Source organism: Streptomyces sp. NPDC090994, assembly GCF_044768905.1.
Taxonomy (GTDB): domain Bacteria; phylum Actinomycetota; class Actinomycetes; order Streptomycetales; family Streptomycetaceae; genus Streptomyces.
In genome coordinates this window covers 102,105-124,514 of sequence record NZ_JBIVWS010000008.1, presented here as the reverse complement: position 1 = coordinate 124,514, position 22,410 = coordinate 102,105, and the positions used below count along the sequence as shown (strand labels likewise).

Sequence of the window (22,410 nt, the reverse complement as noted above, 5' to 3'; positions counted from 1 at the left end):
CCACCGAGACGCGATGTGCATCATACATAGCTTGTGTATCTACCACATGATGTGTCGAGTGCATATGATGGAGCCGACTGGGTCCGAGGGTGCGCACGGCGACGCAGAGGGCGGAGAAGAGGGCTTGTGAACAGGGCGGACAGGGCTACGGAGCGAGTGGAGTTCGAGCAGATGCTGCTGAGCCGTTATATGCATCTGCACAAGAGCAAAGGCCGACGCACCGGCAGTGTCCTGGACCGCAGCGCCTACATCCTGCTCAGCCGTATCCGGGTGCAGGGCCCGATGTCGATCGGGCAGCTGGGCGACGCGTTCGGGCTCGACGTCTCCACGCTCAACCGGCAGACGGCGGCCGCCATGCGGGCCGGTCTGGTCGAGCGCATCCCCGACCCCGACGGCGGCCTGGCCCGCAAGTTCCGCATCACCGAGGAGGGCGAGCGGCGTCTGGACGAGGAGCGCACCGGCTTGGTGGCCAGTCTGGACCGGATCATGACCGACTGGCCGGAGGAGGACATCGCCGCCTTCGCCGACCTGCTCCAGCGCTTCAACTCGGACATCGAGCGACTGCACGGGATGCCGTGGCCGCGCCCCGACCCGGCGGAACGTCCCGCCTGACGCCGGCGGAGGACGGACGGCGGACCAGGTGACGCGAAGGGGCGGACGTACCGGGGGGCCGTACGTCCGCCCCTTCGCGTCAGCGGTGATGGAACGCCAGCAGGTCCGCGTCGATGCGCCGCGGGCCGCGCGGCAGCCAGGACGCCGCCACCCGGGCCACCGTCGCCCGGGGCAGCGGGGGGTTGACGGTCCGGGTGTCCGGCTTCGCCACCAGTTGCAGCGCCCACGCGAACCCGTTGACGGGGATCATCGCGGTCCAGAACGGTCGGTCGACGTCCAGCAGGACGCTCGCGTACTGGTAGGCGTGCCAGGTGTGGTAGGCGAGCGGCGGGTCCCCGTTCATGGTGTGCACTTCCGACTCCTGCGGCGCCCTGCGCGGATCGAACAGCACCCCCTGGGCGAAGTACGACATCGCGTCGAGAATGCCGTCGGGACGCCGGCCGTAATACCGGTCGAAGACCTCGGCCTGAGCGCGGGAAATCACCCGGAGCGGTTCGCGCACCGGTTCGAGAAAGGCGGCGTACGTCTCCGGATAACCGGGTTCTGCCCCGGTTCTCACCCACGCGTCGCGGACCCCGGTCAACGCGTTCCCGCCGAGGTACCGGGCCATTTCCGCATAGGCTTCCCGCAGTCGCGGTGACTGCCGGAAATAGGTCGCCTCGTCGAACTGGTACCAGAATTCGTTCGCCAGCCGGTCGCCGAGCATGCCCGGCACCTCGGGGAGGGCGGGGCCGGCCCGGCGTCCGGCGGCCGCCCGCGCCGGTGAGCGGGAAGCCGCCGTTCCCAGCGCCAGGGCGCCGGCCACTCCCAGGGCGCCGCGCAGCGCTCGTCTTCTGCCGTACCGGGTCCCCCGAACGGAATGCATCCGGATCCGTCCCTCCCGCCGTCCTCGGTGAGCCGGCCCCCGCGAGCCGTCCGGCCAGTTTTCAGGCTCGCTCGTCGCGCTGTCCATGTACCAGGACAGAAAGGGGACTTCACCGGGACGTTCCGCTCGGGCGCCCGGGACCGGCGCGTCCCTACATTGGCACCCACCTGCCCAGCATGAAGTGCGAACGGGGGCAGCACTGCGGCATTCCGCCGGCAGTGAGCGCGAATGCGAGGGGAGGTGAACGACATGAGCGAGAACACCGTGTACGAGCCGCCCGCCCTGGTCGAGGTCGGAGGCTTCAGGGAACTCACCCTGGACACGGGCGTCTGGGGCTGGGACGCCTACGACCTGTGCTGGTGGCTGGGCTGCTGAGCCCACCGGGCCGGCTCCCCCGCGTCGCCCGCGGTGACCACGTGGGAGGGGGAGCCGGCACGTACGCCCGTCGACGTCGGACCGGCTCGCTCCGGTGGACCAGTGGAGGACTCATGCGGTTTCTCGTTCTGCCCGACCACCGGCTGGGCGCGGTCGCCGCCGGTGTGCCGTCGCGCCACCGGGAGCCGGACGGAATGCTCGCCCACGCGTCCGGGCGTCCCTGGGTCGTCGGTTCCTGGGCGGACGACGAGATCCTGACCGCCTCCGTCGGTCCCCGCCGCGTCGCCCTCCTCGGCTGCTTCGCGGCGACCTCCGAGGACCTCGCGCGCGTGGTCGGACGCTGTGCGACCCTCGACCGGCTCGGCGACGCCCTGCGGACGGTCCCGGGCAGCTACCACACGCTGGCCTCCTTCGACGGTGAGACGCGCGCCCAGGGCTCCCTCTCGGGTGTCCGCGAGATCTTCCACACCACCGTCGACGGCCTCACCCTGGCGGCCGACCGGCCGGACACCCTGGCGGCCCTGTCGGGCGGCGAGGTCGACGAGACCACGGTGGTCTGCCATCTCCTGGCACAGCCGCCCTGGCCGCTGACCGGCCGCACGGCCTGGCGCTCGGTGTCCTGTCTGCCGCCCGGCCACTGGCTCCGGGTGCGTCGCGACGGCAGCCACCACACGGTCCGCTGGTGGTCCCCTCCCCCGGCCGACCAGCCGATCGGGCGCAGCGCCCGGCAGGTGCTCACCGCGCTGCGGGGCGCGGTCGCCGCGCGGACGCGGTCCGGCGTCGTCGGCTGCGACCTGTCCGGCGGGCTGGACTCCACGAGCCTGGCCCTGCTCACCGCGGCGGACGAGCGCTGCCGGCGGCTGGTGACCGTGCGCAAGGACGCCGTGGACCCCGCCAACGACGACGCCTGGTGGGCTCGGCAGGCGGCCGGATACCTGCCGGACGCCGAATCCCTCGTGCTGCCCTGGTCCCAGGTACCGCACTCGTTCGCCTGCCGCCCCGTCCCCGAGGACGACCTGGAGGCGCCGTACGCCTGGTGGCGGACGACCGCGGCGATGACCTACGTGGCCGAACGGCTGGCCGCCCGTGAGGTGTCCGTCCACCTGACGGGCCACGGCGGCGACGAACTCTTCCACCCGGCGCCCTCCTTCTTCCACGTCCTGGCCCGCCGTGCGCCGCTGCGGTCCCTCACGGAGCTGCGGGTGGCCCGCAGCATGTACCGCTGGCCGCTCGGCGCGCTGGCGCGCAACCTGCTGCGCGACCCGTCGTACGGCCAGTGGCTGCACGCGGCGTCACGCTCCCTCACCACGCCCATCCGGGGTCCCCGTGAACCGCTGACCGGCTGGGGCCATCACCCGCGGCTGCCGTTCTGGGTGACCGCCCCGGCGGCCGACGTCTGCCGCCGGCTGCTCCGGGAGGCGGCGGAGCGGGGGGCCGAACCCCACTCCCCCGACCCCGCGCAGCACGAGGTCGTCCAGGCCGTGCGCCGCTGCGGGACGACCGTCCGTCTGACCGACCGTCTCACCTCGCGGTCCGGCGTCTCGTACCACGCCCCGTACCTCGACGACCAGGTACTGGAGGCGGCGCTCACCCTGCGGCTCACCGACCGCACCCGCCCGGGGCTGACCAAGCCGCTGCTGACGGCCGCGCTGCGCGGCACCGTCCCCGATCCGGTCCTGGAACGCACCACGAAGGGCGAGTTCAGCGCCGACGTGTACGCCGGTGTGCGGCGCCACCGGAGGGAACTGCTGGAGCTCGGCGAGGACATGCGGCTGGCCCGGCTGGGCCTGGTGGACCCGGTCGCGGTCCGCTCCGTGCTCCTCGCCCCGCACCCCACCCCCCGGAGTTTCATCCCGATGGTCTCCACGCTGGCCTGTGAGTCGTGGCTGCGCTCGGTCGAGGCGGCACGGGAGCGGGCCGGTGCCGCGAAGGGAATCCGATGAGCTATTCACTCGCCCCCGACGTGACCACGGCCGAGACCGACGACGGCATGGTGCTGTTGCACGAGTCCACGGGCCGCTACTGGATGCTCAACCGCACCGGCGCCACCGTCGTCCGGCTGCTGCGGGACGGCCTCGGCGTACCGGAGATCGTCGAGGAACTCGCCGCGTCCTTCCCCGGGCAGCGGGAGCGGATGGCGGCGGACGTCGACGCGCTGGTGGCGCGCCTGGTCGGGGCCCGGCTGGTGACGGCATGACCTTCCCCGTCGTACCCGAGGCACGGGCCCCGCTCTCCCGGGGTGACGCGCTGCTCGCCCGGCTCGCCGTGACGGCGGCCTGGCTGCTGATCCGGCTGTCTCCCGGCCGGCTGCGCCGGGTGCTGCGCGCCGTCGCCCGCGGCGCCCGTCCCTGCGCCGAGGCACAGGCCCTGCGCAGCCGCCGGGCGGTGGTGTCCGTCAGCCGCACCTGCGCCGGGCAGGGATGTCTGCAGCGTTCGGTGGCCACCGTGCTGCTGTGCCGGGTGCGCGGACAGTGGCCGGACTGGTGCACCGGCGTGCGCACCGAGCCGTTCCGCGCGCACGCCTGGGTGGAGGTGGAGGGCCGTCCCGTCGGCGAGGGCGGGGGCGTCGAACTGTTCCGGCCCTTGCAGCGCGTGTCCGTGGCCGCGGCGGACCGGGCGGGGCGATGACGGCGGGCGACGGCGTCAGGTTCGGCGTCCTGCTGACCACCGACCGGTACCCGGGCCAGACGGACTCCGAGGTGCTCGCCCGTACGGTGGCGTTGGCCAGGGCGGCCGAGGCGCTCGGGCTGGACGACGTGTGGCTGACCGAGCACCACTTCCTCGACTCCGCCGTCAACCCCTCGGCACTGGCCCTCGCGGCATACCTGCTGGGCCGGACGGAGCGCGTCCGCGTCGGCACGGCGGTGACCGTCCTGCCGCTGCACTCCCCCGTGCACACGGCCGAGCAGGCGGCGCTGCTCGACCAGGTCTCGGGCGGCCGGTTCGTCCTCGGGGTGGGGCGCGGCGTCCCGGGTGTCGAGTACGAGGTGCTGGGCGGCGGGATCGGCGACTGGCGGACCGGGCTGGGCCCGCCGCTGGACCGCCTGCTCGACGCGCTGCGCGGCGAGGTGCCCACGGGTCTCGCGGCGCCCGCCCCGCCGTGGGTGCGGCCGCTGCCCGCGGCGCGCACCTCGCCGTACCCCCCGGTGTACGTGGCGGCCGGCTCCCCCGCCTCGATCGAACTGGCCGCCGACCGGGGGCTGCCGCTGATGCTGTTCTTCGACAAGAGCGCCGAGGCGAAGGCGGAGATGGTGGCCCTGCACGCCCGGCGGGCCCGCGCCACCGGTGCGGGCGAGCCCGTGGGCGGGCACGCGTTCGCCGTGTTCACCCGGGTGACCGGCTCCGCGCGGGAGGCCGAGCGGCTGATGCGGGACCGGGCCCGGTTCGTCCTCGCGCTCAACCAGCACCGCGGTCTGCCGCCCGACCCGTCACTGCCGGCCGCGCCGCCGGTGACCGAGGAGCACGTCGCGACGCTGGCGGGCCGGATCCTGGCCCATCACCCGGTCGGGCCGCTGGAGACCTGCGTGGAGCGGCTGGCGCACCACATCGGCGTCTCCGGCTGCACCCGCGTCATGTGCCAGGTGGAGGGGACGGAGGGGACGGAGGAGACGCTGGCCCAGCTGGAGCGGCTCGCGACGCGGGTCTTCCCGGCGGTACGGCGCCGCGTCGGCCGCCGCCCGGCCCCGGCCGCCCGCTGAGGGCCCGCCATGCGCACCCGGCCGCCCGCCGCCCCGCCGCTCCCCGCCGCCTCCCTGACCCTGCGTACGACCGGCCGCGTCCTGCTGCGGTACGCCCGCGGCCAGTTGCCGCGGATCGTCTGCGGCGGGCTGCTGGGGCTCGCCGGTACGGCGGCCATGCTGGGCCAGCCGCTCGCGGCCAGGGAACTGATCGACGACTTCGGCGACCGGCGGCCCGTCACCGGCGCCCTGGCGGCCCTGTCGGTGCTCGTGGTGCTCGGCGCCGTGCTGCGGGCGCTCGGCCAGTACGTCCTGGCGCGCGCCGCCGAGTCGGTGGTGCGCGGCGCCCGGCGCGGGATCACGGGCAGGCTGCTGCGTCTGAGGATCGCCGAACTCGACCGGCTGGAACCCGGTGACCTCCTGTCGCGGGTCTCCTCGGACACGACGCTGCTCCGGCAGGTCACCACCCAGTCACTGGTCTCGGCCGTCACCAGCGCGCTGGCCCTGACGGGGGTCACCGTGACGATGGGACTGCTCGACCCGGTACTGCTCGGCGTGACCGCCGGTGTCATCGCGCTCACCTGCGCGGTGCTGGCCGTCACCATGCCCCGTATCGCGCGGGCCACCGCGCGGGCCCAGGCCGCGGTGGGTGAGATGGGCGCCGTACTGGAACGGGCCCTGGGCGCCCTGCGGACGGTGAAGGCGTCCGGGGCCGAGGACCGGGAGACGGCAGCGGTGCACCGGAGTGCCGACGAGGCCTGGCGCAGCGGTGTCCGGGCGGCCGGCTGGCAGGCGCTGATGGGCACCGCGGCCGGCCTGTCCGTGCAGGTGTCGTTCCTGTGCGTCCTGGGTGTGGGCGGCGCCCGGGTGGCGTCGGGGACCGTCGAGGTCTCGGTGCTGGTGGCCTTCCTGATGCTGCTCTTCTACCTGACGCAGCCGGTCTCCGAGCTGATCCAGGCGACCACCCAGTTCCACGTCGGGGCGGCCGCCGTGGCCCGGCTGCGGGAGATCGACCTCCTGGAGACCGACACCGCCCCGGACGCCCCGCCGGAGAGCCGCGCCGTGAGCACGGGCGGGCGGGCCGGTCCCCCGGCCACCGTCACCTTCGAGAAGGTCTCCTTCCGCTACCGGCCCGACCTGCCCGAGGTGCACCGGGCGGTGGACTTCACCGCGCCCGGCGGCCGGATGACCGCCCTGGTCGGCCCTTCCGGGGCGGGCAAGTCCACCGTGTTCGCCCTGTTGGAACGGTTCTACGAGCCGGCCTCCGGCCGGGTCCTCATCGACGGCCGGGACGTACGCGACATCCCCCTGGCCGACCTGCGGGCCGGCATCGGCTACATCGAGCAGGACGCGCCCGTGCTCTCCGGCACGCTGCGGGAGAACCTGCTGTTCGCCGCACCGGACGCCACCGAGGACGAGATCGGCGAGGTACTCGTCCGCACCCGTCTCGACGCGTTCGCGCGCGCCCTGCCCCAGGGGCTCGACACACCGGTCGGCCACCGGGGCACGCGGCTGTCCGGCGGCGAACGCCAGCGGGTGGCCATCGCCCGGGCGCTGCTGCGCCGGCCCCGGCTGCTGCTCCTGGACGAGGCCACGTCCCAGCTCGACGCCGCCAACGAACGCGCCCTGCGCGACGTGGTCGTGGACGTGGCGCGCGAGACGACGGTCGTGGTCATCGCGCACCGGCTGTCCACCGTGACCATGGCCGACCGCATCGTCGTGATGGAGTCCGGCCGGGTACGGGCCACGGGCACCCATGAGGAACTGCTGGCCGGGGACTCCCTGTACCGTGCCCTGGCGGCCGGACAACTGCTGGTTCCCTGAGGCGCGGAGACGCGGAGGGGCGGCTGCGGTTTCGGGGCCCGGTGCCGGGAGGGGGCTGCGGTCACGGGGCCCAGCACCCGAGGAGCCCGCGGTCACGGGGCCCAGCGCCCGGGAGCCCGCGGAGGTCCCGCACGTACGCGGGACGGTCTCTGCGCGGCCGCCTGCCGCCGGGGCACCGGCCGGCGGCGGCTGACGCCCCGTCCGCGCTCACCCCTCGAACGGCCGCACCGGCCCCACCTCGACGCCGAGCAGCCGCCAGGCCGCCAGTACCCGGGCGGTGCGCTCCTCGTGGGTCGGGCCGATGACGGCACCGGAGACCATGGCGACCGCGAGCGTCAGATCGTCGGCCGCGGCCAGCCGGTGCCCCGGCGGCAGGCGGTCGCGCAGCGCGCGCTCGACCCGTTCGGAGAGGGCGCGGGCGTACGCGTGGGTCGCGGAGGTGCCGGAGCGCCGGTCCGCCTCGTCGGCGTGCAGCAGGCTGATGAAGGCCGACGACTCCGTCAGGTGCCAGGACAGGACGCCGAGGGCGTCCTCGAAGGTGGCGCCCTCGGCCGCGGCGGCCTCCTCGACCTGCCGCACGTTCTCCTCCAGCACGGCGGCCGCGACGGCGGCCCGGTCGGGGAAGTGCCGGTAGAGAACGCCCTGTCCGACGCCGGCCCGGCGTGCGATCGCGGACAGCGCGGCGTTGAGGCCGGCCTCCGCGTAGATCTCCCGGGCGGCGGCGATCAGGGCCGCCCGGTTGCGGGCGGCGGCTTTCGGACCGGGGTTCGAGGACCGCCGTTCGTCCGGCCTGGGGTGTTGCGTCACCCCCGAAGAGTACCGGCCGCGGCAGGCCCCGCCGGGTCCGGTCCCGGCGTGGGGCACCGCCGCGCCGGGACCGGTGATTCACGTGGTTCCCGCGCCGCGGCTCCGCGCTTGAATCGGCTCGTTCCGGTGCCGAGGCGCCGTCCTTCGGCGACCGCGACAGGCAGGAACGTCCCCGCAACCGACGACACGACCCCGCGCCGTCAGCGCAGACGGCCGGCGCGGCCAGAAGGGATTCCCTACATGTCTCGTTCCAGTTGGCGCTCACGCGTGTGCGGCGCCGTGGCCCTCACCGCCCTGTCCGTGGGAGCCGCCGGCGCGCTCACGCCTCCCGCTGCCGCCGCCGGCGCGGTCTACGGCGAGGACTTCTCCGACGGGCTCGGCACCTTCACCGCCGACGGCTCCGTCACCACCGGCACGTACGGCGCCCGGTTGAGCGGTTCGCTGCTCTCCGACCCGTCGCTGACGTCCGCGCCCATCGATCTGACCGGGCACAGCGAGGTGACGGTGTCGTACACCCGGGCGGCGTCCGGGCTGGACCTCGGGGAGACGTTCACCGCCGCCTACTCGGTCGACGGCGGGTCGTTCACCTCGTTGGAGTCGGCGCGCACCGCCACCGGCGCGGCGTCGTTCCGCCTGCCCGCCTCGGTCGACGGGCACGAACTGCGGCTGCGGTTCTCGCTGGACGCCAACAGCGTCCTGGAGTCGCTGACGGTCGACGACGTGCTGGTCGAGGCGGCGGGCGACGGCGGGCCGGGCGATCCCCCGCCCGGGTCCCTGCCTCCGGTGTCCGACGTGACCGCGCCGGGGCCGTACGCGGTGACCGTCGACGAGTCGGCCGGCCCCGGCGGCGACGGATGGCTGGTGTACCCGGCCGCCGCCGGCCGGGACGGCGTGGACCACCCGGTCCTCGTCTGGGGCCCGGGCGCGGGCTCCGACCCGGCGGCCTACGAGGACATGCTGCGCCAGTGGGCGTCGCACGGGTTCGTGGTCTACAGCGAGGTCTCGTCCAGCAGCGGCGCCTACATGGTCGACGCCCTCGACTGGCTGGAGGACGTCAACGCCGACGCCGGCGATCCGCTGTACCAGGACCTCGACCTCACCGAGGTGGCCTTCGGCGGCCATTCCCGCGGATCGATCGGGACCTTCGACGTCGCCGACGACCCGCGGCTGGAGACCACCGTCCACGTGGCGGGCGGCTCCTTCGACGGCAACGGCCCGGACAGTCTGCGCAATCCGGCCCTCTACATCGGCGGCGACGACGACTTCGCCACCTCGAACGTGGAGCGCGACTACACCAACACCGATGTCCCGGTGTGGTTCAGCATCCTCGACGGCACCGATCACATCGCCGCCACGCGCAACGGACAGCACATCATCACCGCGTGGCTGCGGTGGCACCTGGCCGACGAGGAGTTCCGCCGCACAGAGGACTTCCTGAGCGCCGGCTGCACGTTCTGCGGCCTGGGCGAGGTGCGGTACAAGAACTGGTGACGTCCCGCCCGCCGGCCCGCGGCCGCGTGATTCAGGCCGGGACGCCGATGCCGCCGCCGACGACGAGGTTCTGCCCGGTGACGTAGGCGGCGGCGTCGGAGGTGAGGAAGGCGACGGCCTCGGCGACCTCGCGGGCGGTGCCGAACCTCCCGAACGGGATGCGGGCGGTGGTGCGGAGCGGTTCTCGAAGACGGTCTCCGTCAGCCGGGACTCCACCACCCCGTCGCCGCCCCGGAGCTTCCTCAGCAGCGCGTCGGGGTCGGTGGGCAGCGCTTCGACCTGACGGAAGGCCAGGTACGACGTGCCCGCCATCGTCACGTCCTCGGTCCGGGACTCGTCGTATTCGCCCTCCGAGGTGAGCGCGGCGAGGCGCCGGAGGCCGTCGCGGCTGCCGTCCACGGGCGCCCACTCTCCGCTGCGGACCTCCCCCTCGTAGGTCTTCAGGCCCGTGATCTCCCCCTCGGCGTTCCGTACGGCCTCCGAGGGGCCGTCCCGGATGTCGGACGAGCCCTGGGACCTGGTGCAGACGTACTGGTCGTCCCGCACGGTCACCGCGGGGCGGCCGGGTGACACCGTCATGGCCGGGCGGCGATCTGGCGCAGCAGGTCCATCACCGCTCGGGCGCGGGCGGTCTGGGTCATGCCGTCCACGGAGGCGATCTTGACTTCGAGCGGGGGTCCGCCGTCCCGGAGCCGGAGTGCGGCGACCTCGCCGCCGCCGTAGGTCTGGCTGGTCGCGGGCCGCTGGTTGAGTACGGAGTAGCCGAGTCCGCGGGCGACCAGGGAGCGTACGGTCTCGTAGCTGCGGGTGCGGTAGCGGACGTCGGGGGCGGTGCCGGTGGCGGCCACCAGGGAGTGGAAGTAGTCGCGGCTGTGCGGGAGGTCCAGCAGGACGAGCGGTTCCGCGGACAGTTCGTTCAGTTCCACGCTGTCCCGGCCGGCCAGGGGGTGGCCGGCCGGGACGAGGACGTAGGCGGGGGCGAGGGCGATCGTCTCGCCGCGCAGTTCCGGGGCGGCGGACAGTCCGAGGCCGTAGGTGAGGGCGAAGTCGATGCGTCCGGCCGTCAGGGCCTGGACGAGCTGGTCCGTCTCGGCCTCGACCACGTCGATCTCGATGCCCGGATGGCGTTCGGTGCACTCGCTGAACAGGGGTGGCAGGTAGTACGGGGCGAGGGTCACGAAACAGCCGACGGTGACCGGTCCGGCGAGTTCCTCGCCCTCTCCCCTGGCCTCCCGTTCGACCTCGCGGGCGCGGGCCAGCAGGTCCCGGGCCTGCTGCTGGAGCCGCTCCCCGGCGGGGGTCAGGGTCAGTCCCCGGCCCCGGCGCCGGATGAACAGCTGGACCCGCAGGTCCCGTTCCAGGTTGTAGACGGCAGCGGACACGGCGGACTGCGCGATGTGCAGTTCCTGCGACGCCTCCGTCATCGACCCGCGCTCGGCGGCGACCAGGAAGTATCGGAGCTGTACGAGGGTGAAACCCAGCGGTGACGTCATGCGAGGCCCTTGTGCGCGGTGAACCGTGTCCGCGCCGACTGTATCGGCGCCTAGACCCGCTCGGACGGCACGTCCTCGGGCCGCAGCAGCGCGCGGCCGGCGGTCTCCTTCAGGGAGAGGGCGGCGACCAGGCCGCCCGCGGCGAACACCATCAGGTACGGGCCGGGCACCAGGGTGGAGCCGGTCGCCGAGATGAGCACGGTCATCAGATAGGGCACGGTGCCCGCGAACAGCGCCGCGGTGATGTTGTAGGCGACGGACAGTCCGCTCTGCCGGGTGCGGGTGGGGAAGATCTCCGCCGACCACACCGCGTAGGTGCCGAGGATGGCCGCCAGGATCGCGCCGAGGAGCAGTCCGGCGATCCAGGTGCCGGTGAGTCCGGTCCGCATCAGCAGGAAGGCGGGGGTGGCCAGGACCAGCAGCGCCGCCGTCGCCCCGACGAACACCGGCTTGCGGCCCACCCGGTCGGACAGCCTGCCGAACAGCGGCACCAGCACCAGGCCCAGCAGGGAGATCACGGTGGACAGCAGGGCGGCGCTGTCGGCGGAGTGGCCGAGGTGGTCGGTCTCGTAGGTGACGAGGTAGGTCAGTACGGCGTAGAAGGGGACGTGCATGGCGGCCATCAGGCCGGCCGCCTGGAGCAGTTCCCGCTTGTGGGAGCGGAGCAGTTCGCGGGCGGGGCTGCTGGGCACGGTGCCGTGCGCTTCGAGCGCCCGGTACTCGGGGGTGTCCTCGATCTTGTTGCGGATGACGTAGCCGATGACACCGAGCGGCGCGGCGACCAGGAAGGGCACGCGCCAGCCCCAGGCGGTGAGCTGGTTCTCGTCGAGCCCCGCGGACAGCAGCAGGAAGACGAACGAACCGGCGAGGAAGCCGAGCAGGGAGCCGACCTCCAGCCAGCTCACGCCGAATCCACGGCGGCGGCGCGGCGCGCTCTCGGCGAGGAAGCTGGCCGCGCTGCCGAACTCGCCGCCCGCCGCGAAGCCCTGGACCAGCCGCAGCACCACCAGGAGTATCGGGGCGGCGATGCCTATCGCGTCGTAGCCGGGGAGCAGTCCGATGGTCAGGGTCGCGCCGGACATCATGAAGATGACCAGGGACAGGGTGCGCTTGCGGCCGATCCGGTCGCCGAGCGGTCCGAGGACCAGGGCACCGACGGGCCGGATGCCGAACGAGACGGCGAAGACGCCGAACACGGCGAGCAGTCCGGTCGTACCGTCCTCGGCCGGGAAGAAGACGGTCGCGACGGTACCGGCGAGATAGGCGTAGGCGGCCCAGTCGAACCAGTGCACGAACACGCCGACGGCTCCCGCGGCGACACTCCTGCGCAGCGCTGCGACGTCGGTGGCCGGCTCGGCCTCGGTCGTCATCGTGGCACTGCTGTCACGCGTGGGCATACGCGCCTCCTTGGGGAAACGGGGTGGAGAAGCCGGAGCAGTGCGGGTGCCGCCGGCGCCGTGCTCTCAGGGCGAGGGCAGGCCGGTCAGGGGGTGGGGCGGGTCAGCTCGCGCAGTTCCGCCCCGGTCAGCGGCGCGGGCTCCCGGATCGTCGGGGCGGGGCCGGGCCGGCCGGCGCGGCGCGGCGGGGAGCCGGCCGGCGCCCGGACGGTGCGGGCCCCGTGGCGGGCGTCCGCCGCGGCGTCGGCGCGGCCTGGTGTGTCGTGCCCGGTCCGATGCCGGCCGCGGTCGTGCGTGGGTCGGCCGCGGGCGTGCGCCGGCCGGTCGCGGGCGTGCGCCGCTGTCGCCGTCGTCATGCCGTGGCCTTCCCGGCCCGCGTGGCGCGGTCCACGCCGGTCCAGGCCAGCGCGAGGGCCGCGTCGAGCAGGGCCCGTTCGGCCGTGCCGCCCACGCAGTGCGCGGCGAACTCGCGCTGGTGGTTGGTGGCGGGCAGGGAGCCGATGCCGATGTAGGGGTGGATGGCCGGCACCACTTGCGAGACGTTGCCCATGTCGGTGGAGGCGCGGTTCATCCGGGCGGCCTGGCCGGGCGGCGCGAACTCCCGCCCCAGGGCGAGGGCGTTGGCCCGGTAGTGCCCGAGGGCCCGCTCGTCCGTGCGGAACTCCGCGTACGGCTTGCTCTCCGGCTCGATCTCCAGCTCGCAGCCGGTCGCGAGGGCCCCCGCCTCGAAGGCCCGCAGGACCCGGGGCTCCAGCTCGGCCAGTTCGGCCAGTGACTCGGCCCGTACGTACCAGCGTCCGGTCGCCCGCTCCGGGATGGCGTTCGGGGCGTCACCGGCGTGCGTCACCACACCGTGCACCCGCGCCGAGGCCGGCAACTGCTGGCGCAGCAGCCCGATGGCGACCTGGGCGACCGTGAAGGCGTCGGCCGCGTTGATCCCGGCCTCCGGATAGGCGGCGGCGTGCGCGGACTTCCCGGTGTAGGAGACCTTGGAGTGGCTGACCGCGAAGGGGCGGGCCTCGGCGACGTCGACCGGCGCCGGGTGCGCCATCATCGCGAGGTCGACACCGGTGAAGGCGCCCCGGTCCAGCATCTCGATCTTGCCGCCGCCGCCCTCCTCGGCCGGGGTGCCGTAGACCTCGACGGTGAGGCCCGCGTCGTCGGCGACGGCGGCGAGGCCGAGCGCGGCGCCGACCGAGCCGGCCGCGATGAGGTTGTGTCCGCAGGCGTGACCGAGGCCGGGCAGCGCGTCGTACTCGGCGCACAGCGCGATCCGCACCGGCCCGCTGCCGAACCGGGCGTGGAAGGCGGTGTCCAGGCCCAGGTAGGAGGCGGTGACGTCGAATCCGGCGCGGTCCAGCGGCTCGGGCACGCGGGCGGCGGCCCGGTGTTCCTCCCACGCGGTCTCCGGATCGGCGTGCAGCCGCTCGGACAGGCCGGTCAGCTCCTCGGCGTGCCGGGCGACCGCCCGCCGGACCGTCTCCTTCAGCGCGCCGCCCATCACAGGTCCCCGGGGACGCCGTACGAGGGCGAGGCCGCGGGGTCGAGTCCGCGCCGCACGTAGTCGTCCCGCTGCGGCAGCCATACGTCGAGGAGGTCACCGAGCCGGTCCACGGGGTCCTCGGCCCAGTCCACCCGCAGGTCGGTGACCCGCCAGCCGACGTCCGCGACGACCGCCAGGCCCGCGGAGTGCACCGGCCCCTCCTCGCCGCCGGCGGCGACGGCCGCCCGCATGGCGGTGAGCAGCCGCTCCTCCAGCTCCCCCGTGGCGGTGGCGTACGCGTCGAGGAGTACGCCGGGCAGGTGCTCGCCGCAGAGCATGTTGCCGGCGGCGACCGCGCCGTCGGCGGTGGCGGAGGCGTGCGTGCCGAGGGTGTGCGAGCCGCTGTAGGCGTACCCCGGGCCGGTGCGGCCCAGCACGGTCAGCTGCCGGTAGGCGATGTCGGCGCTCGCCCCGGTGACCTCCCGCAGCGCCCGCTCCGCGTCGCCGTGTGCGGCGAGCCGCTCCAGCAGGGCGGTGCCGAGCCTGGGGTCGGTGATGTTCTGCGAGGTCGCCGCGCCGGCGCCGGGCCGCAGGTGGACGACCCGGGCGGCGACCGCCGGGCTGGACGAGGCGGCCGCGACGCCGAACCGCTCGCCGTCCCGGACCACCAGGGAGAACGTCATGCTCCTGCCTCCTCGGACGGTTCGGGGATCACGGCGATCGCGTCGATCTCGCACAGCCACTCCGGGCGGGCCAGGGCGGAGACCACCAGGCCGGTGGAGATGGGGTGGACGCCCCGAGTCCAGCGGCCCACGGTGCGGTAGACGGGCTCGCGGTAGCGCGGGTCGACGAGGTAGACGGTCAGTTTGACCAGGTGCTCCATCCGGCTGCCCGCCTCTTCGAGCAGCGTCTTGATGTTGGCCATGGCTCGCTCGGCCTGGGCCTCGGCGTCACCGATGCCCACGGACTCGCTGGTGTCGAGGTCCTGGCCGATCTGGCCCCGGACGTAGACGGTGCGGCCGGCGACGACGGCCTGGCAGAGGTCGTTGTCGAGGTTCTGCTCGGGGTAGGTGTCGCGGGTGTTGAACGGGCGGACGCGGGTGTGTCCGCCGACGGTGATCGGGGCCTTGGCCGGACGGCCCTCGCTGGTGGGGGTCATGGGGGTGCTCCTCAGTTCTGCGGGGTCGCGGGTGCGGTGCCGTACGCGAGGTAGGCGCGCCGGGTCGCGATGTGGTCGGCGACGTACCGGGCGTCGTGCCAGACACCCCAGATGAAGCTGGACCCGCGGCGGGACAGCCAGGGCAGGCCCAGGAAGTAGACGCCGGGCTCGCGGGAGACTCCGCGCCGCTGGTCCGGCCGGCCCCGCTCGTCGAACGCGTCGACCTGGAGCCAGCCGTAGTCGGTGGCGAAGCCGGTGGCCCAGACGATCGAGGTGACGCCGGCCGCGGCCAGGTCGAGTTCCAGGCGGGGGTCGGTCACGCACTCCGGGTCGGGCCCGAGGACGTGGGCGTCCGGCTCCTCGGGCAGGTCGAGGCCGTTGCGTTCCACGTACGCGTCGGCCGCCTTCAGGAGCGCGAGGTACTTGGTGTCGCCGAGCGCGATGTTGTCGGCGAGGTCGGGCGCGAAGCGCAGGACGCCGTCGGCGCAGGACGCGGTCATGCCGACGAGTTCGACGCCGGCGGCGGCCAGGGCCCGGAAGTCCACGGTGTGGCCGCCGCGGGCGCCGCTGACCGCGATGGTGACGTGGGCGGCGCCCTCGGGCGGCGTCTGAGCGTCCCAGAGTCCGAGCACACCGAGCCACCAGCAGAAGTCACGTCCGCGGTACCGGCGGGGCGGACGGTCGTGCGGGCCGACGGAGAGGAGGACCCGGCGGCCGGAGCGGCGCAGCTCGTCGGCGATCTGGACGCCCGAGGAACCGGCTCCGACGACCAGGACCGCGCCCTCGGGCAGCTGCTCCGGGTTGCGGTACCCGCTGGAGTGGAGCTGTACCGGAACGGTGCCGTCCGGGACGAGGGGCGGGATCACGGGCCGCTGGAACGGCCCCGTCGCGGCCACGACGAAGCGGGCGTCGATGGATCCCCGTGACGTCTCGACCCGGAAGCCGGGCCGGCCGGCGTGCTTGCGCACCGAGGTCACCTCGACACCGCACCGGACGGGGGCGCCGATCTTCTCGGCGTACGCGGCGAAGTAGTCGGCGACCTGCTCCTTCGAGGCGAAGCCGTCGGGGTCGACGTCGGGGAACTCCATGCCCGGGAAACGGTCGTGCCAGGCGGGCCCGTTCGCGACCAGGGAGTCCCACCGCTCGGAGCGCCATCGCTCGGCCACCCGGTCCCGCTCCAGGACGAGGTGCGGGATGCCGTGGGCCCCCAGGTGCTCGCTCACCGCCACGCCGGCCTGGCCCGCCCCGACGACGACCACTTCAGTCTGTTCACTCGGCATTTCGCCTCCGCTCGTGCGGCAGTCCATCCGGTGTCGCGTTGACTGTGCTACCGCACGGAACATCCTCAGCGGCCCTCGTAAACCCTGTCCAACAGATGTTTCCGTTGTAGGCAATCGGTTTTACAGATGTGAATCGGGGCGCGGGACGGGAACTTCCGGCCGGCCTCGCGCGTTGCGGAGAGCGACTTGATCGTTTTGATGTGAGACACGGCGGTGGCGCCGTCGTCGGGGGAAGTGAGCAACCCATGGCCATGGTGGGCCTGTTCTGGATCGCCGAGGGCGATGTGTACGTGGGCGCGAAGCCGTCCGGTCTGGCTCCCGGGGTACGCCTGTCCCCCGAGGGCGTCGTGGCCCTCGGGGACGGACAGTCCGGCCTCCACCTGTGGGAGGACGTGCGGAGCCTGACGGTGACGGACGTACCCGTGAAGACCGTGATGCGGCGGGTCGGCGCGGTCACGGGCATGGCGTGGACCACGGTGCTGAACCTCGTGGACCCCGGCTCGGGCGGGGCGGACGACGCCCCGGGGCTGATGACGCTGCGCGTCGGCACAGCCGACGGCGACCATGAGCTGGCGGCCTACGTGGCCGCGGCCGTCGGCTACTCCCAGGCCGAGACCGACCTCTCCCGCACCCTCCTGACCCGCCTCGCGGAGGGCGCCGCGACGATGACCACGACCCTGGCGGCCATGTCGGAGTGGGGCCGCACATGGGAAGGGGGCTCGCCCCGGGAGACGGAGCGGGAGGCGCTCTTGCGGGAGTGGATCGGCTAGGGGCCCGCCCTGCCCCGAGAGCCTCGCCGTCACCCTGCCGATACCTCGTGGAACCACGAGGACACCGGCGCGGTCTGAGAGAAGTAGTGGCAGTGGCTCCGTGGACCCCGGCACACACGCGTCCGGCGGCCGGGCGGGGCCGCACGATGTACGGGGGTCGTGGTGAACCAGGTGCTCTATGGCGAACGGTCACGCAATCCGCTGTCCCGGACCGTGGAACTGACCGGGGACCGGTTGCGGGTGGGCCCGAGGACCACTCCCCTGGACGAGCTGAACCTCGGCGCCATGGCCGAGGCGTACCAGCGGGGCCGCTGGCTCGGCGGGGGCGGCACGGAGCGCCCGCTGCACGCCTTGGCGGACGGGGCCGGCATCGTCCCGGTCACCCGCGTCACCGGTTCCTGCATCCCGGTGAGGGCTCGCCATGCCGCCCGGTTCGCCCACCAGTTGGGGAACCTCGCGGTCCTGCGGTGCGGCGGGCCCGGGCAGGTGGCCGCCCTGTCCGCCCGGGGCCGGGCCGAAGGGGTGCCCCTGTGGATCGCGCGGCGGTTCGCGCCGGGACCCGCCGGGCAGATCGCCGTCGCGGTGGAACGGCGCCTGGTGCGCGTGGACGTATGGGGACCCCACGCTCCCGTCCTGCGGCTGCGGGCACCGTACGGCTTCCGTCCGGACGCCCCGGAGCCGTCGAAGGGCCTTCGACTGACCGTCGCCGACACGGCAGCCGGCCTCGCTCTGGAGAAGAACTGGCGCAAGTCCAGGAGTCTCGTGGAGGTACGGATCCCGGGGCGGCACTGGGTCCTGCGGCGGGAGAACGCGACGAGTTCGCGGCTGCTGTGCAATGACCGGCCCGTCGCCCTGCTGACCCGTCTGCCGCGCCGGCTCACGCCCGAACCGGGCACGGTGCTGCTGCCGTTGGCTCCCGTGCACTACGCGAGCGGTGACCCGCTGGACGCCGTCATGGCCCAGCTCTGCGCCGCCGCCTTCGGGCTCGGGGACACGACGGGCTCGGCACGGTTCCGAGCGGAGCGGGGACGCCCGGTGTACCGGGGCGAGCCCGCCGCCGACGACGACGCGTGGGGCCGCCCGTGGTACAGCAACCTCGGCAGGGGACGCCAGGACAACGAGCCCGGCGGGGGTGACGGCTGGGGCGCGGACGGAGGAGACGGCGGCGGGGGCGACGGCGGAGGCGGTGATGGCGGAGGCGGAGGCGGAGGCGAGTGACGCGGCGCCCGGCCACGCGATCGACGAGGCAGAGATGAAGAAAATCAATTTCTGAGCGTTGACGACTTAAAAATCTCAAGATACAAATGAACCATGGGCGCGTCGCCGAGAGCAGGGAGCCGAAGGTGGACTGGCAGGAGCTGACGGACCTGACGCGCGGACAGCCGTTCGTGGTCGAGCGGGTCCGCCTCGCACGCGGCGGCGTCGCGATCGAGGGCGAGTTCGAACCCCCGCAGCTGGCCCAGCTCAGCATCGACGACCAGGTGTTCGTCGCCGCGTTCGTACGGTCGCACGGTTCCATCAAGGAGATGGAGCGGATCTTCGGGGTGAGCTACCCGACGGTCAAGTCCCGGCTGAAGCGGATCGCCGAACAGCTCGACTTCGTCGACACCGACCCCGCGCCCGTCGACGCCGCCGACGTCGTCGGCCGACTGCGGCGGGGCGAGATCAGTGCCCAGGAGGCACTGGCCGAGCTGGAGGGCTCCCGGTGATCCCCTGCCTCGTGACCGTGGGTCTCCGGCGTCCGGACGGCCGCCGGAGGCGGCTGTACATCCCGGTCCCGCTGGTCCTGCCGGTGCTGTCCCCGCTGATCCTGCTCGCCGTGCTGGGCGCCGTCGTCGCCTGCCTGGTCACCGGGGTGCGCCCCTTGGGCGCGCTGCGCGGTGCCGGGCGGGTGCTGTGGGCGCTGCCCGGCACGCGGTTCGAGCTGGAGTACCACCGCACGGCCGTACTGGTAAGCGTCAGATGAGCAGGAGGAGAGACAGTGGCGATGAACGAACAACGCCGTCAGGTCCTGGACTTGCTGGCCGAGGGCAAGATCACCGCGGATGAGGCCGAGCGACTGCTCGCCGCCCTGGAACAGGACCGGCCCGCGTCACCGCCGGGCGCCTCCGGCACCAAGTCCCGCCCCACGTACCTGCGCGTGCTGGTGGACGCGGCGGACGACTCCGGCGACGGGGCGAGCCGGGTCAACATCCGGGTGCCGCTGCAACTGCTGCGCGCCGGGGTCCGGCTCACGAGCCTCCTCCCTCCCCAGGCGATCACCAAGGTCAACGCGGAGCTGAGCAAGGCGGGGGTGCCGATCGACCTCGGCGAGCTCAAGCAGCAGCACCTCGACGACCTCGTCGAGCATCTCGACGAGGTCTCCGTCGACGTCGACGACCCCGATGCCAAGGTGCGGGTGTTCTGCGAGTGACGGCGGCGCCGGGCGGCGGCAGCAGCGCCGGCGGAGCGGCCTCCGGCGTCACACCCGTCCCGGCGTCACACCCGTCCCGGGATCACCTCACGCCCGGATGGCGGAGATGTCGAACTGCAGCCGGATCTTCTCGCTGACCATCGCCCCGCCCGCTTCGAGGCGCTGGTTGTAGACCAGGCCCCACTCGGTGCGGTCGATCGTGGTGGTGCCGTCGAAACCGGCGCGCTCGTAGCCGAAGGGGTCCATGACCGAGCCGAGGTAGTCGAGCTGGAGGTCGACGGGCCGGGTGATGCCGCGGATGGTCAGGTCGCCCGTCATGCGGAAGTTCTCCCCGCCCTCGTGGACGGTGGACGTGCTGCGGAACACCATCTCCGGGTAGCGGCTCGCGTCGAAGAAGTCGGCGCCGACGAGGTGGGCGTCGCGCTGCTCCACTCCCGTGTCGACGCTGGCCACCTTGATCACGAGGTGCGCCCGCGACTCGGAGGGCCGGGCCCCGTCGAAGTACAGCTTGCTGTCGTAGTCGGCGAAGGAGCCCCGTACCGTCGTCACCATCGCGTGCCGCACGGAGAACCCGATGCGGCTGTGCGGACGGTCGATGGTCCACTCGCCGGTCAGCGCGCGCAGCCTGGGGTCGAGCGCGACACCGGCGGGCGTGACCTCCTCCACCGGCGCACGGAAGTCGACAGGTGACGCCTGCTCGGCGGTCGCGCTCTGGCGACGGCTGAAGATACCCATGAGGTCGTAAGCCCTTTCGACTCGGTCGCTCCGTGCTATCACGGAGTCGGCGGCGGAGGGACGGCGAAATAGGCGGCCTCGTCCGGGTTCCATGCCGCCGACCGCAAAGCTGCACAAGTTCCCCGTGTCTGTGACCCCGTTTCGGCGTCCGGCCCTCCGGTCGAAGGTGTGTGCGGAATCCCTCCGTCGACCGGTCCGGCATGAGTAGGGTGCTCCGCATGAGGGCACTTGTGCTGTCCGGTGGCTCCGGCACTCGTCTGCGTCCCATCACCCACACGTCCGCCAAGCAGTTGGTTCCCGTCGCGAACAAACCGGTGCTCTTCTACGGCCTGGAGGCGATCGCGGACGCGGGGATCACCGAGGTGGGGATCGTCGTCGGGGACACCGCGGAAGAGATCCGGGAGGCGGTCGGTGACGGTTCGCGGTTCGGTCTCCATGTCACCTACATCCCGCAGGAGGAACCACTGGGTCTGGCCCACGCCGTGCTGATCGCCCGCGCGTTCCTCGGCGAGGACGACTTCGTCATGTACCTCGGTGACAACTTCGTCGTGGGCGGGATCACGCCGCTGGTGGACAGCTTCCGCGCGGAACGGCCGGACGCTCAGGTGCTGTTGACGAAGGTTCCCGATCCCCGACAGTTCGGCGTGGCCGAACTCGACGCCGAGGGGCGGCTGGCCGGCCTGGAGGAGAAGCCGAGGACGCCCAGGAGCGACCTCGCGCTCGTCGGTGTCTACCTCTTCACTCCGGCCGTGCACCAGGCCGTCCGCGCCGTCCGGCCGTCCTGGCGCGGGGAGTTGGAGATCACGCACGCCCTCCAGTGGCTGATCGACGAAGGGCGCGACGTCCGCGCCACGACCATCTCCGGTTACTGGAAGGACACCGGCAACGTCACCGACATGCTGGAGGTCAACCGGTCGGTGCTGGAGACCGTGGAATCGCTCAGGGCGGGCACGGTCGACGCGGACAGCGAGATCATCGGCCGGGTGCGCATCGAACAGGGCGCCCGGGTCGTGCGCAGCCGGATCGTCGGCCCCGTGGTCATCGGCGCCGGCGTCGTCGTCGAGAACGCCTACGTCGGCCCGTTCACCTCGCTCTCCGAGGGCTGCCGGATCGTGGACAGCGAGATCGAGTACTCCATCGTGCTGCGCGGCTCGTCGGTGACGGGCGTACGACGGGTGGAGGCCTCGCTCATCGGGCGCGACGTCGAGGTCACGCCCGCCCCGCGCAACCCGTCGGCGCACCGGTTCGTGCTCGGCGACCACAGCAAGGTGCAGATCTCCCCATAGCGTCTCCTCACACCGTCTCCTCATGGCACTCCACCCCGGCCCCCACCTCGGCAGAAAGGTTCCACCACATGAGCTTCAGGGTTCAGCCGACCGCCCAGGTCGACGATTCCGCCACGGTCGGCGACGGGTCGGCGGTCTGGGACCTGGCCCAGATCCGGGAGGACGCGCGGCTCGGCAGCGGCTGCGTGGTGGGCCGGGGGGCTTATGTCGGCCCCGGGGTGCGGATCGGCGACAACGTGAAGCTCCAGAACTACGCGCTGGTCTACGAGCCCGCGGTGCTCGCCGACGGCGTCTTCGTCGGCCCGGCGGCGGTGCTCACCAACGACCACTTCCCCCGGTCGGTGGACGTCACGGGCCGGCTGAAGCGGGGCGGCGACTGGGAGGCCGTGGCGGTCGTGGTGGAGGAGGGCGCCTCGCTCGGGGCCCGCTCGGTCTGCGTGGCCCCGGTGCGCGTCGGCCGCTGGGCGCTGGTCGCGGCGGGTGCCGTGGTGACCCGGGACGTACCCGACTTCGCACTGGTGGCGGGCGTCCCGGCCCGCCGGATCGGCTGGGTCGGCCGGGCCGGCGTCCGGCTGGCGGAGAGCGAGGGCACGCCGGGCGTCTGAGAGTGCCCGCAGACAGGGGCGCTGTACGACGAGAAGGACGGGGAACTGGTGGAGCGCGCCTGACGCCGGCCCCGCGTCCCCAGTTGTTTTCAGCTGTTTCTCGCAAAGCCCGATGCCTCGAACACTTACCGGCATAAC

The 22,410-nt window shown here is 73.4% G+C and carries 25 protein-coding genes and 1 pseudogene; 15 read left to right on the top strand and 11 right to left on the bottom strand.

What is annotated here, in order from left to right; genetic code table 11:
- The first annotated feature begins 171 nt into the window (after nt 1-171).
- Nucleotides 172-612: a MarR family winged helix-turn-helix transcriptional regulator gene (locus ACIQR3_RS19280; protein ID WP_215165480.1), complete on the top strand. Its 441-nt coding sequence runs from the start codon at nt 172-174 to the stop codon at nt 610-612.
- 79 nt (nt 613-691) lie between these two features.
- On the opposite strand, the gene ACIQR3_RS19275 is transcribed toward ACIQR3_RS19280, so the two are convergent.
- Complete coding sequence (locus ACIQR3_RS19275; RefSeq protein WP_403540286.1) at nt 692-1,318, bottom strand: hypothetical protein; 627 nt, start codon at nt 1,316-1,318, stop codon at nt 692-694.
- Nucleotides 1,319-1,726: 408 nt separating this feature from the next.
- Here ACIQR3_RS19275 and ACIQR3_RS19270 point away from each other — a divergent pair, with 408 nt between their 5' ends.
- From ACIQR3_RS19270 to ACIQR3_RS19245, 6 genes are all read left to right on the top strand, one after another.
- Complete coding sequence (locus ACIQR3_RS19270; RefSeq protein WP_215165408.1) at nt 1,727-1,852, top strand: lasso RiPP family leader peptide-containing protein; 126 nt, start codon at nt 1,727-1,729, stop codon at nt 1,850-1,852.
- A gap of 113 nt (nt 1,853-1,965) precedes the next feature.
- Nucleotides 1,966-3,795, top strand: coding sequence for an asparagine synthase-related protein (locus tag ACIQR3_RS19265; protein ID WP_403540283.1), 1,830 nt, complete (start codon nt 1,966-1,968; stop codon nt 3,793-3,795).
- On the top strand, nt 3,792-4,049 hold the full coding sequence (locus ACIQR3_RS19260; RefSeq protein WP_403540281.1) for a lasso peptide biosynthesis PqqD family chaperone: 258 nt from the start codon (nt 3,792-3,794) through the stop codon (nt 4,047-4,049). Before ACIQR3_RS19265 ends, ACIQR3_RS19260 begins: the two co-directional genes overlap by 4 nt.
- Entirely contained in the window at nt 4,046-4,480 is a 435-nt protein-coding gene (locus ACIQR3_RS19255; RefSeq protein WP_403540279.1) for a lasso peptide biosynthesis B2 protein, read from the top strand. Before ACIQR3_RS19260 ends, ACIQR3_RS19255 begins: the two co-directional genes overlap by 4 nt.
- Nucleotides 4,477-5,550, top strand: coding sequence for an LLM class flavin-dependent oxidoreductase (locus ACIQR3_RS19250; RefSeq protein ID WP_403540278.1), 1,074 nt, complete (start codon nt 4,477-4,479; stop codon nt 5,548-5,550). The genes ACIQR3_RS19255 and ACIQR3_RS19250 overlap by 4 nt, the downstream gene beginning before the upstream one ends.
- Before the next feature lie 9 nt (nt 5,551-5,559).
- Nucleotides 5,560-7,353, top strand: coding sequence for an ABC transporter ATP-binding protein (locus ACIQR3_RS19245; RefSeq protein WP_403540275.1), 1,794 nt, complete (start codon nt 5,560-5,562; stop codon nt 7,351-7,353).
- Nucleotides 7,354-7,560: 207 nt separating this feature from the next.
- Here ACIQR3_RS19245 and ACIQR3_RS19240 read toward each other — a convergent pair whose 3' ends face one another.
- Entirely contained in the window at nt 7,561-8,160 is a 600-nt protein-coding gene (locus ACIQR3_RS19240; protein WP_403540273.1) for a TetR/AcrR family transcriptional regulator, read from the bottom strand.
- Nucleotides 8,161-8,400: 240 nt separating this feature from the next.
- On the opposite strand from ACIQR3_RS19240, the gene ACIQR3_RS19235 reads away from it, so the two are divergent.
- Nucleotides 8,401-9,651 carry a hypothetical protein gene (locus ACIQR3_RS19235; protein WP_403540270.1) on the top strand — a complete coding sequence of 417 codons (1,251 nt, stop codon included), beginning with the start codon at nt 8,401-8,403 and terminating at the stop codon, nt 9,649-9,651.
- Between the two features lie 31 nt (nt 9,652-9,682).
- Here ACIQR3_RS19235 and ACIQR3_RS19230 read toward each other — a convergent pair whose 3' ends face one another.
- The 8 genes from ACIQR3_RS19230 to ACIQR3_RS19195 form a co-directional block, all read right to left on the bottom strand.
- Nucleotides 9,683-10,060, bottom strand: coding sequence for an SDR family oxidoreductase (locus tag ACIQR3_RS19230; protein WP_403540267.1), 378 nt, complete (start codon nt 10,058-10,060; stop codon nt 9,683-9,685).
- 166 nt (nt 10,061-10,226) lie between these two features.
- Nucleotides 10,227-11,144 (bottom strand): LysR family transcriptional regulator, encoded by a 918-nt coding sequence (locus ACIQR3_RS19225; protein ID WP_215165383.1) that lies wholly within the window; start codon nt 11,142-11,144, stop codon nt 10,227-10,229.
- Nucleotides 11,145-11,194: 50 nt separating this feature from the next.
- Nucleotides 11,195-12,541, bottom strand: a complete 1,347-nt coding sequence (locus ACIQR3_RS19220) for an MFS transporter (protein WP_403540264.1) — start codon at nt 12,539-12,541, stop codon at nt 11,195-11,197.
- Nucleotides 12,542-12,627: 86 nt separating this feature from the next.
- Nucleotides 12,628-12,897: a hypothetical protein gene (locus tag ACIQR3_RS19215; protein WP_403540262.1), complete on the bottom strand. Its 270-nt coding sequence runs from the start codon at nt 12,895-12,897 to the stop codon at nt 12,628-12,630.
- Complete coding sequence (locus tag ACIQR3_RS19210) at nt 12,894-14,042, bottom strand: M20 family metallopeptidase (protein ID WP_403540260.1); 1,149 nt, start codon at nt 14,040-14,042, stop codon at nt 12,894-12,896. The genes ACIQR3_RS19215 and ACIQR3_RS19210 overlap by 4 nt, the downstream gene beginning before the upstream one ends.
- Nucleotides 14,042-14,707, bottom strand: a complete 666-nt coding sequence (locus ACIQR3_RS19205; RefSeq protein ID WP_403540258.1) for a DUF1028 domain-containing protein — start codon at nt 14,705-14,707, stop codon at nt 14,042-14,044. Before ACIQR3_RS19205 ends, ACIQR3_RS19210 begins: the two co-directional genes overlap by 1 nt.
- Nucleotides 14,704-15,183 carry a RidA family protein gene (locus ACIQR3_RS19200; RefSeq protein ID WP_403540255.1) on the bottom strand — a complete coding sequence of 160 codons (480 nt, stop codon included), beginning with the start codon at nt 15,181-15,183 and terminating at the stop codon, nt 14,704-14,706. Before ACIQR3_RS19200 ends, ACIQR3_RS19205 begins: the two co-directional genes overlap by 4 nt.
- 11 nt (nt 15,184-15,194) lie before the next feature.
- Nucleotides 15,195-16,463, bottom strand: coding sequence for a flavin-containing monooxygenase (locus ACIQR3_RS19195; protein ID WP_403540252.1), 1,269 nt, complete (start codon nt 16,461-16,463; stop codon nt 15,195-15,197).
- 245 nt (nt 16,464-16,708) lie between these two features.
- Between ACIQR3_RS19195 and ACIQR3_RS19190 the strand changes: the two genes are divergently transcribed.
- The 5 genes from ACIQR3_RS19190 to ACIQR3_RS19170 all read left to right on the top strand — a co-directional run bounded on the left by ACIQR3_RS19190 (nt 16,709) and on the right by ACIQR3_RS19170 (nt 19,646).
- On the top strand, nt 16,709-17,233 hold the full coding sequence (locus ACIQR3_RS19190; protein WP_403540250.1) for a hypothetical protein: 525 nt from the start codon (nt 16,709-16,711) through the stop codon (nt 17,231-17,233).
- 171 nt (nt 17,234-17,404) lie between these two features.
- On the top strand, nt 17,405-18,451 hold the full coding sequence (locus ACIQR3_RS19185; RefSeq protein ID WP_403540248.1) for a hypothetical protein: 1,047 nt from the start codon (nt 17,405-17,407) through the stop codon (nt 18,449-18,451).
- An 86-nt stretch (nt 18,452-18,537) separates the two neighbouring features.
- Nucleotides 18,538-18,942 (top strand): DUF2089 domain-containing protein, encoded by a 405-nt coding sequence (locus ACIQR3_RS19180; RefSeq protein ID WP_403540245.1) that lies wholly within the window; start codon nt 18,538-18,540, stop codon nt 18,940-18,942.
- Nucleotides 18,943-18,953: 11 nt separating this feature from the next.
- Nucleotides 18,954-19,199 (top strand): hypothetical protein, encoded by a 246-nt coding sequence (locus tag ACIQR3_RS19175; RefSeq protein WP_403540242.1) that lies wholly within the window; start codon nt 18,954-18,956, stop codon nt 19,197-19,199.
- A 21-nt stretch (nt 19,200-19,220) separates the two neighbouring features.
- Nucleotides 19,221-19,646 (top strand): SHOCT-like domain-containing protein, encoded by a 426-nt coding sequence (locus ACIQR3_RS19170; protein WP_403540240.1) that lies wholly within the window; start codon nt 19,221-19,223, stop codon nt 19,644-19,646.
- Nucleotides 19,647-19,733: 87 nt separating this feature from the next.
- On the opposite strand, the gene ACIQR3_RS19165 is transcribed toward ACIQR3_RS19170, so the two are convergent.
- The gene (locus ACIQR3_RS19165) at nt 19,734-20,381 is read right to left on the bottom strand and encodes a YceI family protein (RefSeq protein WP_215165370.1); all 648 of its coding nucleotides are present in this window, start codon (nt 20,379-20,381) and stop codon (nt 19,734-19,736) included.
- Between the two features lie 218 nt (nt 20,382-20,599).
- On the opposite strand from ACIQR3_RS19165, the gene ACIQR3_RS19160 reads away from it, so the two are divergent.
- The gene (locus ACIQR3_RS19160; protein WP_403540238.1) at nt 20,600-21,667 is read left to right on the top strand and encodes a glucose-1-phosphate thymidylyltransferase; all 1,068 of its coding nucleotides are present in this window, start codon (nt 20,600-20,602) and stop codon (nt 21,665-21,667) included.
- Nucleotides 21,668-21,735: 68 nt separating this feature from the next.
- Nucleotides 21,736-22,269, top strand: a pseudogene (locus tag ACIQR3_RS19155) (acyltransferase); the annotation flags it as partial.
- Nucleotides 22,270-22,410: the final 141 nt, after the last annotated feature.

Bases quoted from the DNA above. Each gene is read 5' to 3' on its own strand.
- ACIQR3_RS19245 (WP_403540275.1), top strand. From the start codon at position 5,560: ATGCGCACCCGGCCGCCCGCCGCCCCGCCGCTCCCCGCCGCCTCCCTG.
- ACIQR3_RS19170 (WP_403540240.1), top strand. From the start codon at position 19,221: ATGAACGAACAACGCCGTCAGGTCCTGGACTTGCTGGCCGAGGGCAAG.
- ACIQR3_RS19205 (WP_403540258.1), bottom strand. From the start codon at position 14,707: ATGACGTTCTCCCTGGTGGTCCGGGACGGCGAGCGGTTCGGCGTCGCG.
- ACIQR3_RS19190 (WP_403540250.1), top strand. From the start codon at position 16,709: ATGGCCATGGTGGGCCTGTTCTGGATCGCCGAGGGCGATGTGTACGTG.
- ACIQR3_RS19180 (WP_403540245.1), top strand. From the start codon at position 18,538: ATGAACCATGGGCGCGTCGCCGAGAGCAGGGAGCCGAAGGTGGACTGG.
- ACIQR3_RS19235 (WP_403540270.1), top strand. From the start codon at position 8,401: ATGTCTCGTTCCAGTTGGCGCTCACGCGTGTGCGGCGCCGTGGCCCTC.
- ACIQR3_RS19210 (WP_403540260.1), bottom strand. From the start codon at position 14,042: ATGGGCGGCGCGCTGAAGGAGACGGTCCGGCGGGCGGTCGCCCGGCAC.
- ACIQR3_RS19275 (WP_403540286.1), bottom strand. From the start codon at position 1,318: ATGCTCGGCGACCGGCTGGCGAACGAATTCTGGTACCAGTTCGACGAG.
- ACIQR3_RS19260 (WP_403540281.1), top strand. From the start codon at position 3,792: ATGAGCTATTCACTCGCCCCCGACGTGACCACGGCCGAGACCGACGAC.
- ACIQR3_RS19200 (WP_403540255.1), bottom strand. From the start codon at position 15,183: ATGACCCCCACCAGCGAGGGCCGTCCGGCCAAGGCCCCGATCACCGTC.
- ACIQR3_RS19165 (WP_215165370.1), bottom strand. From the start codon at position 20,381: ATGGGTATCTTCAGCCGTCGCCAGAGCGCGACCGCCGAGCAGGCGTCA.
- ACIQR3_RS19255 (WP_403540279.1), top strand. From the start codon at position 4,046: ATGACCTTCCCCGTCGTACCCGAGGCACGGGCCCCGCTCTCCCGGGGT.
- ACIQR3_RS19270 (WP_215165408.1), top strand. From the start codon at position 1,727: ATGAGCGAGAACACCGTGTACGAGCCGCCCGCCCTGGTCGAGGTCGGA.
- ACIQR3_RS19160 (WP_403540238.1), top strand. From the start codon at position 20,600: ATGAGGGCACTTGTGCTGTCCGGTGGCTCCGGCACTCGTCTGCGTCCC.
- ACIQR3_RS19280 (WP_215165480.1), top strand. From the start codon at position 172: ATGCTGCTGAGCCGTTATATGCATCTGCACAAGAGCAAAGGCCGACGC.
- ACIQR3_RS19225 (WP_215165383.1), bottom strand. From the start codon at position 11,144: ATGACGTCACCGCTGGGTTTCACCCTCGTACAGCTCCGATACTTCCTG.
- ACIQR3_RS19250 (WP_403540278.1), top strand. From the start codon at position 4,477: ATGACGGCGGGCGACGGCGTCAGGTTCGGCGTCCTGCTGACCACCGAC.
- ACIQR3_RS19220 (WP_403540264.1), bottom strand. From the start codon at position 12,541: ATGCCCACGCGTGACAGCAGTGCCACGATGACGACCGAGGCCGAGCCG.
- ACIQR3_RS19265 (WP_403540283.1), top strand. From the start codon at position 1,966: ATGCGGTTTCTCGTTCTGCCCGACCACCGGCTGGGCGCGGTCGCCGCC.
- ACIQR3_RS19215 (WP_403540262.1), bottom strand. From the start codon at position 12,897: ATGACGACGGCGACAGCGGCGCACGCCCGCGACCGGCCGGCGCACGCC.
- ACIQR3_RS19195 (WP_403540252.1), bottom strand. From the start codon at position 16,463: ATGCCGAGTGAACAGACTGAAGTGGTCGTCGTCGGGGCGGGCCAGGCC.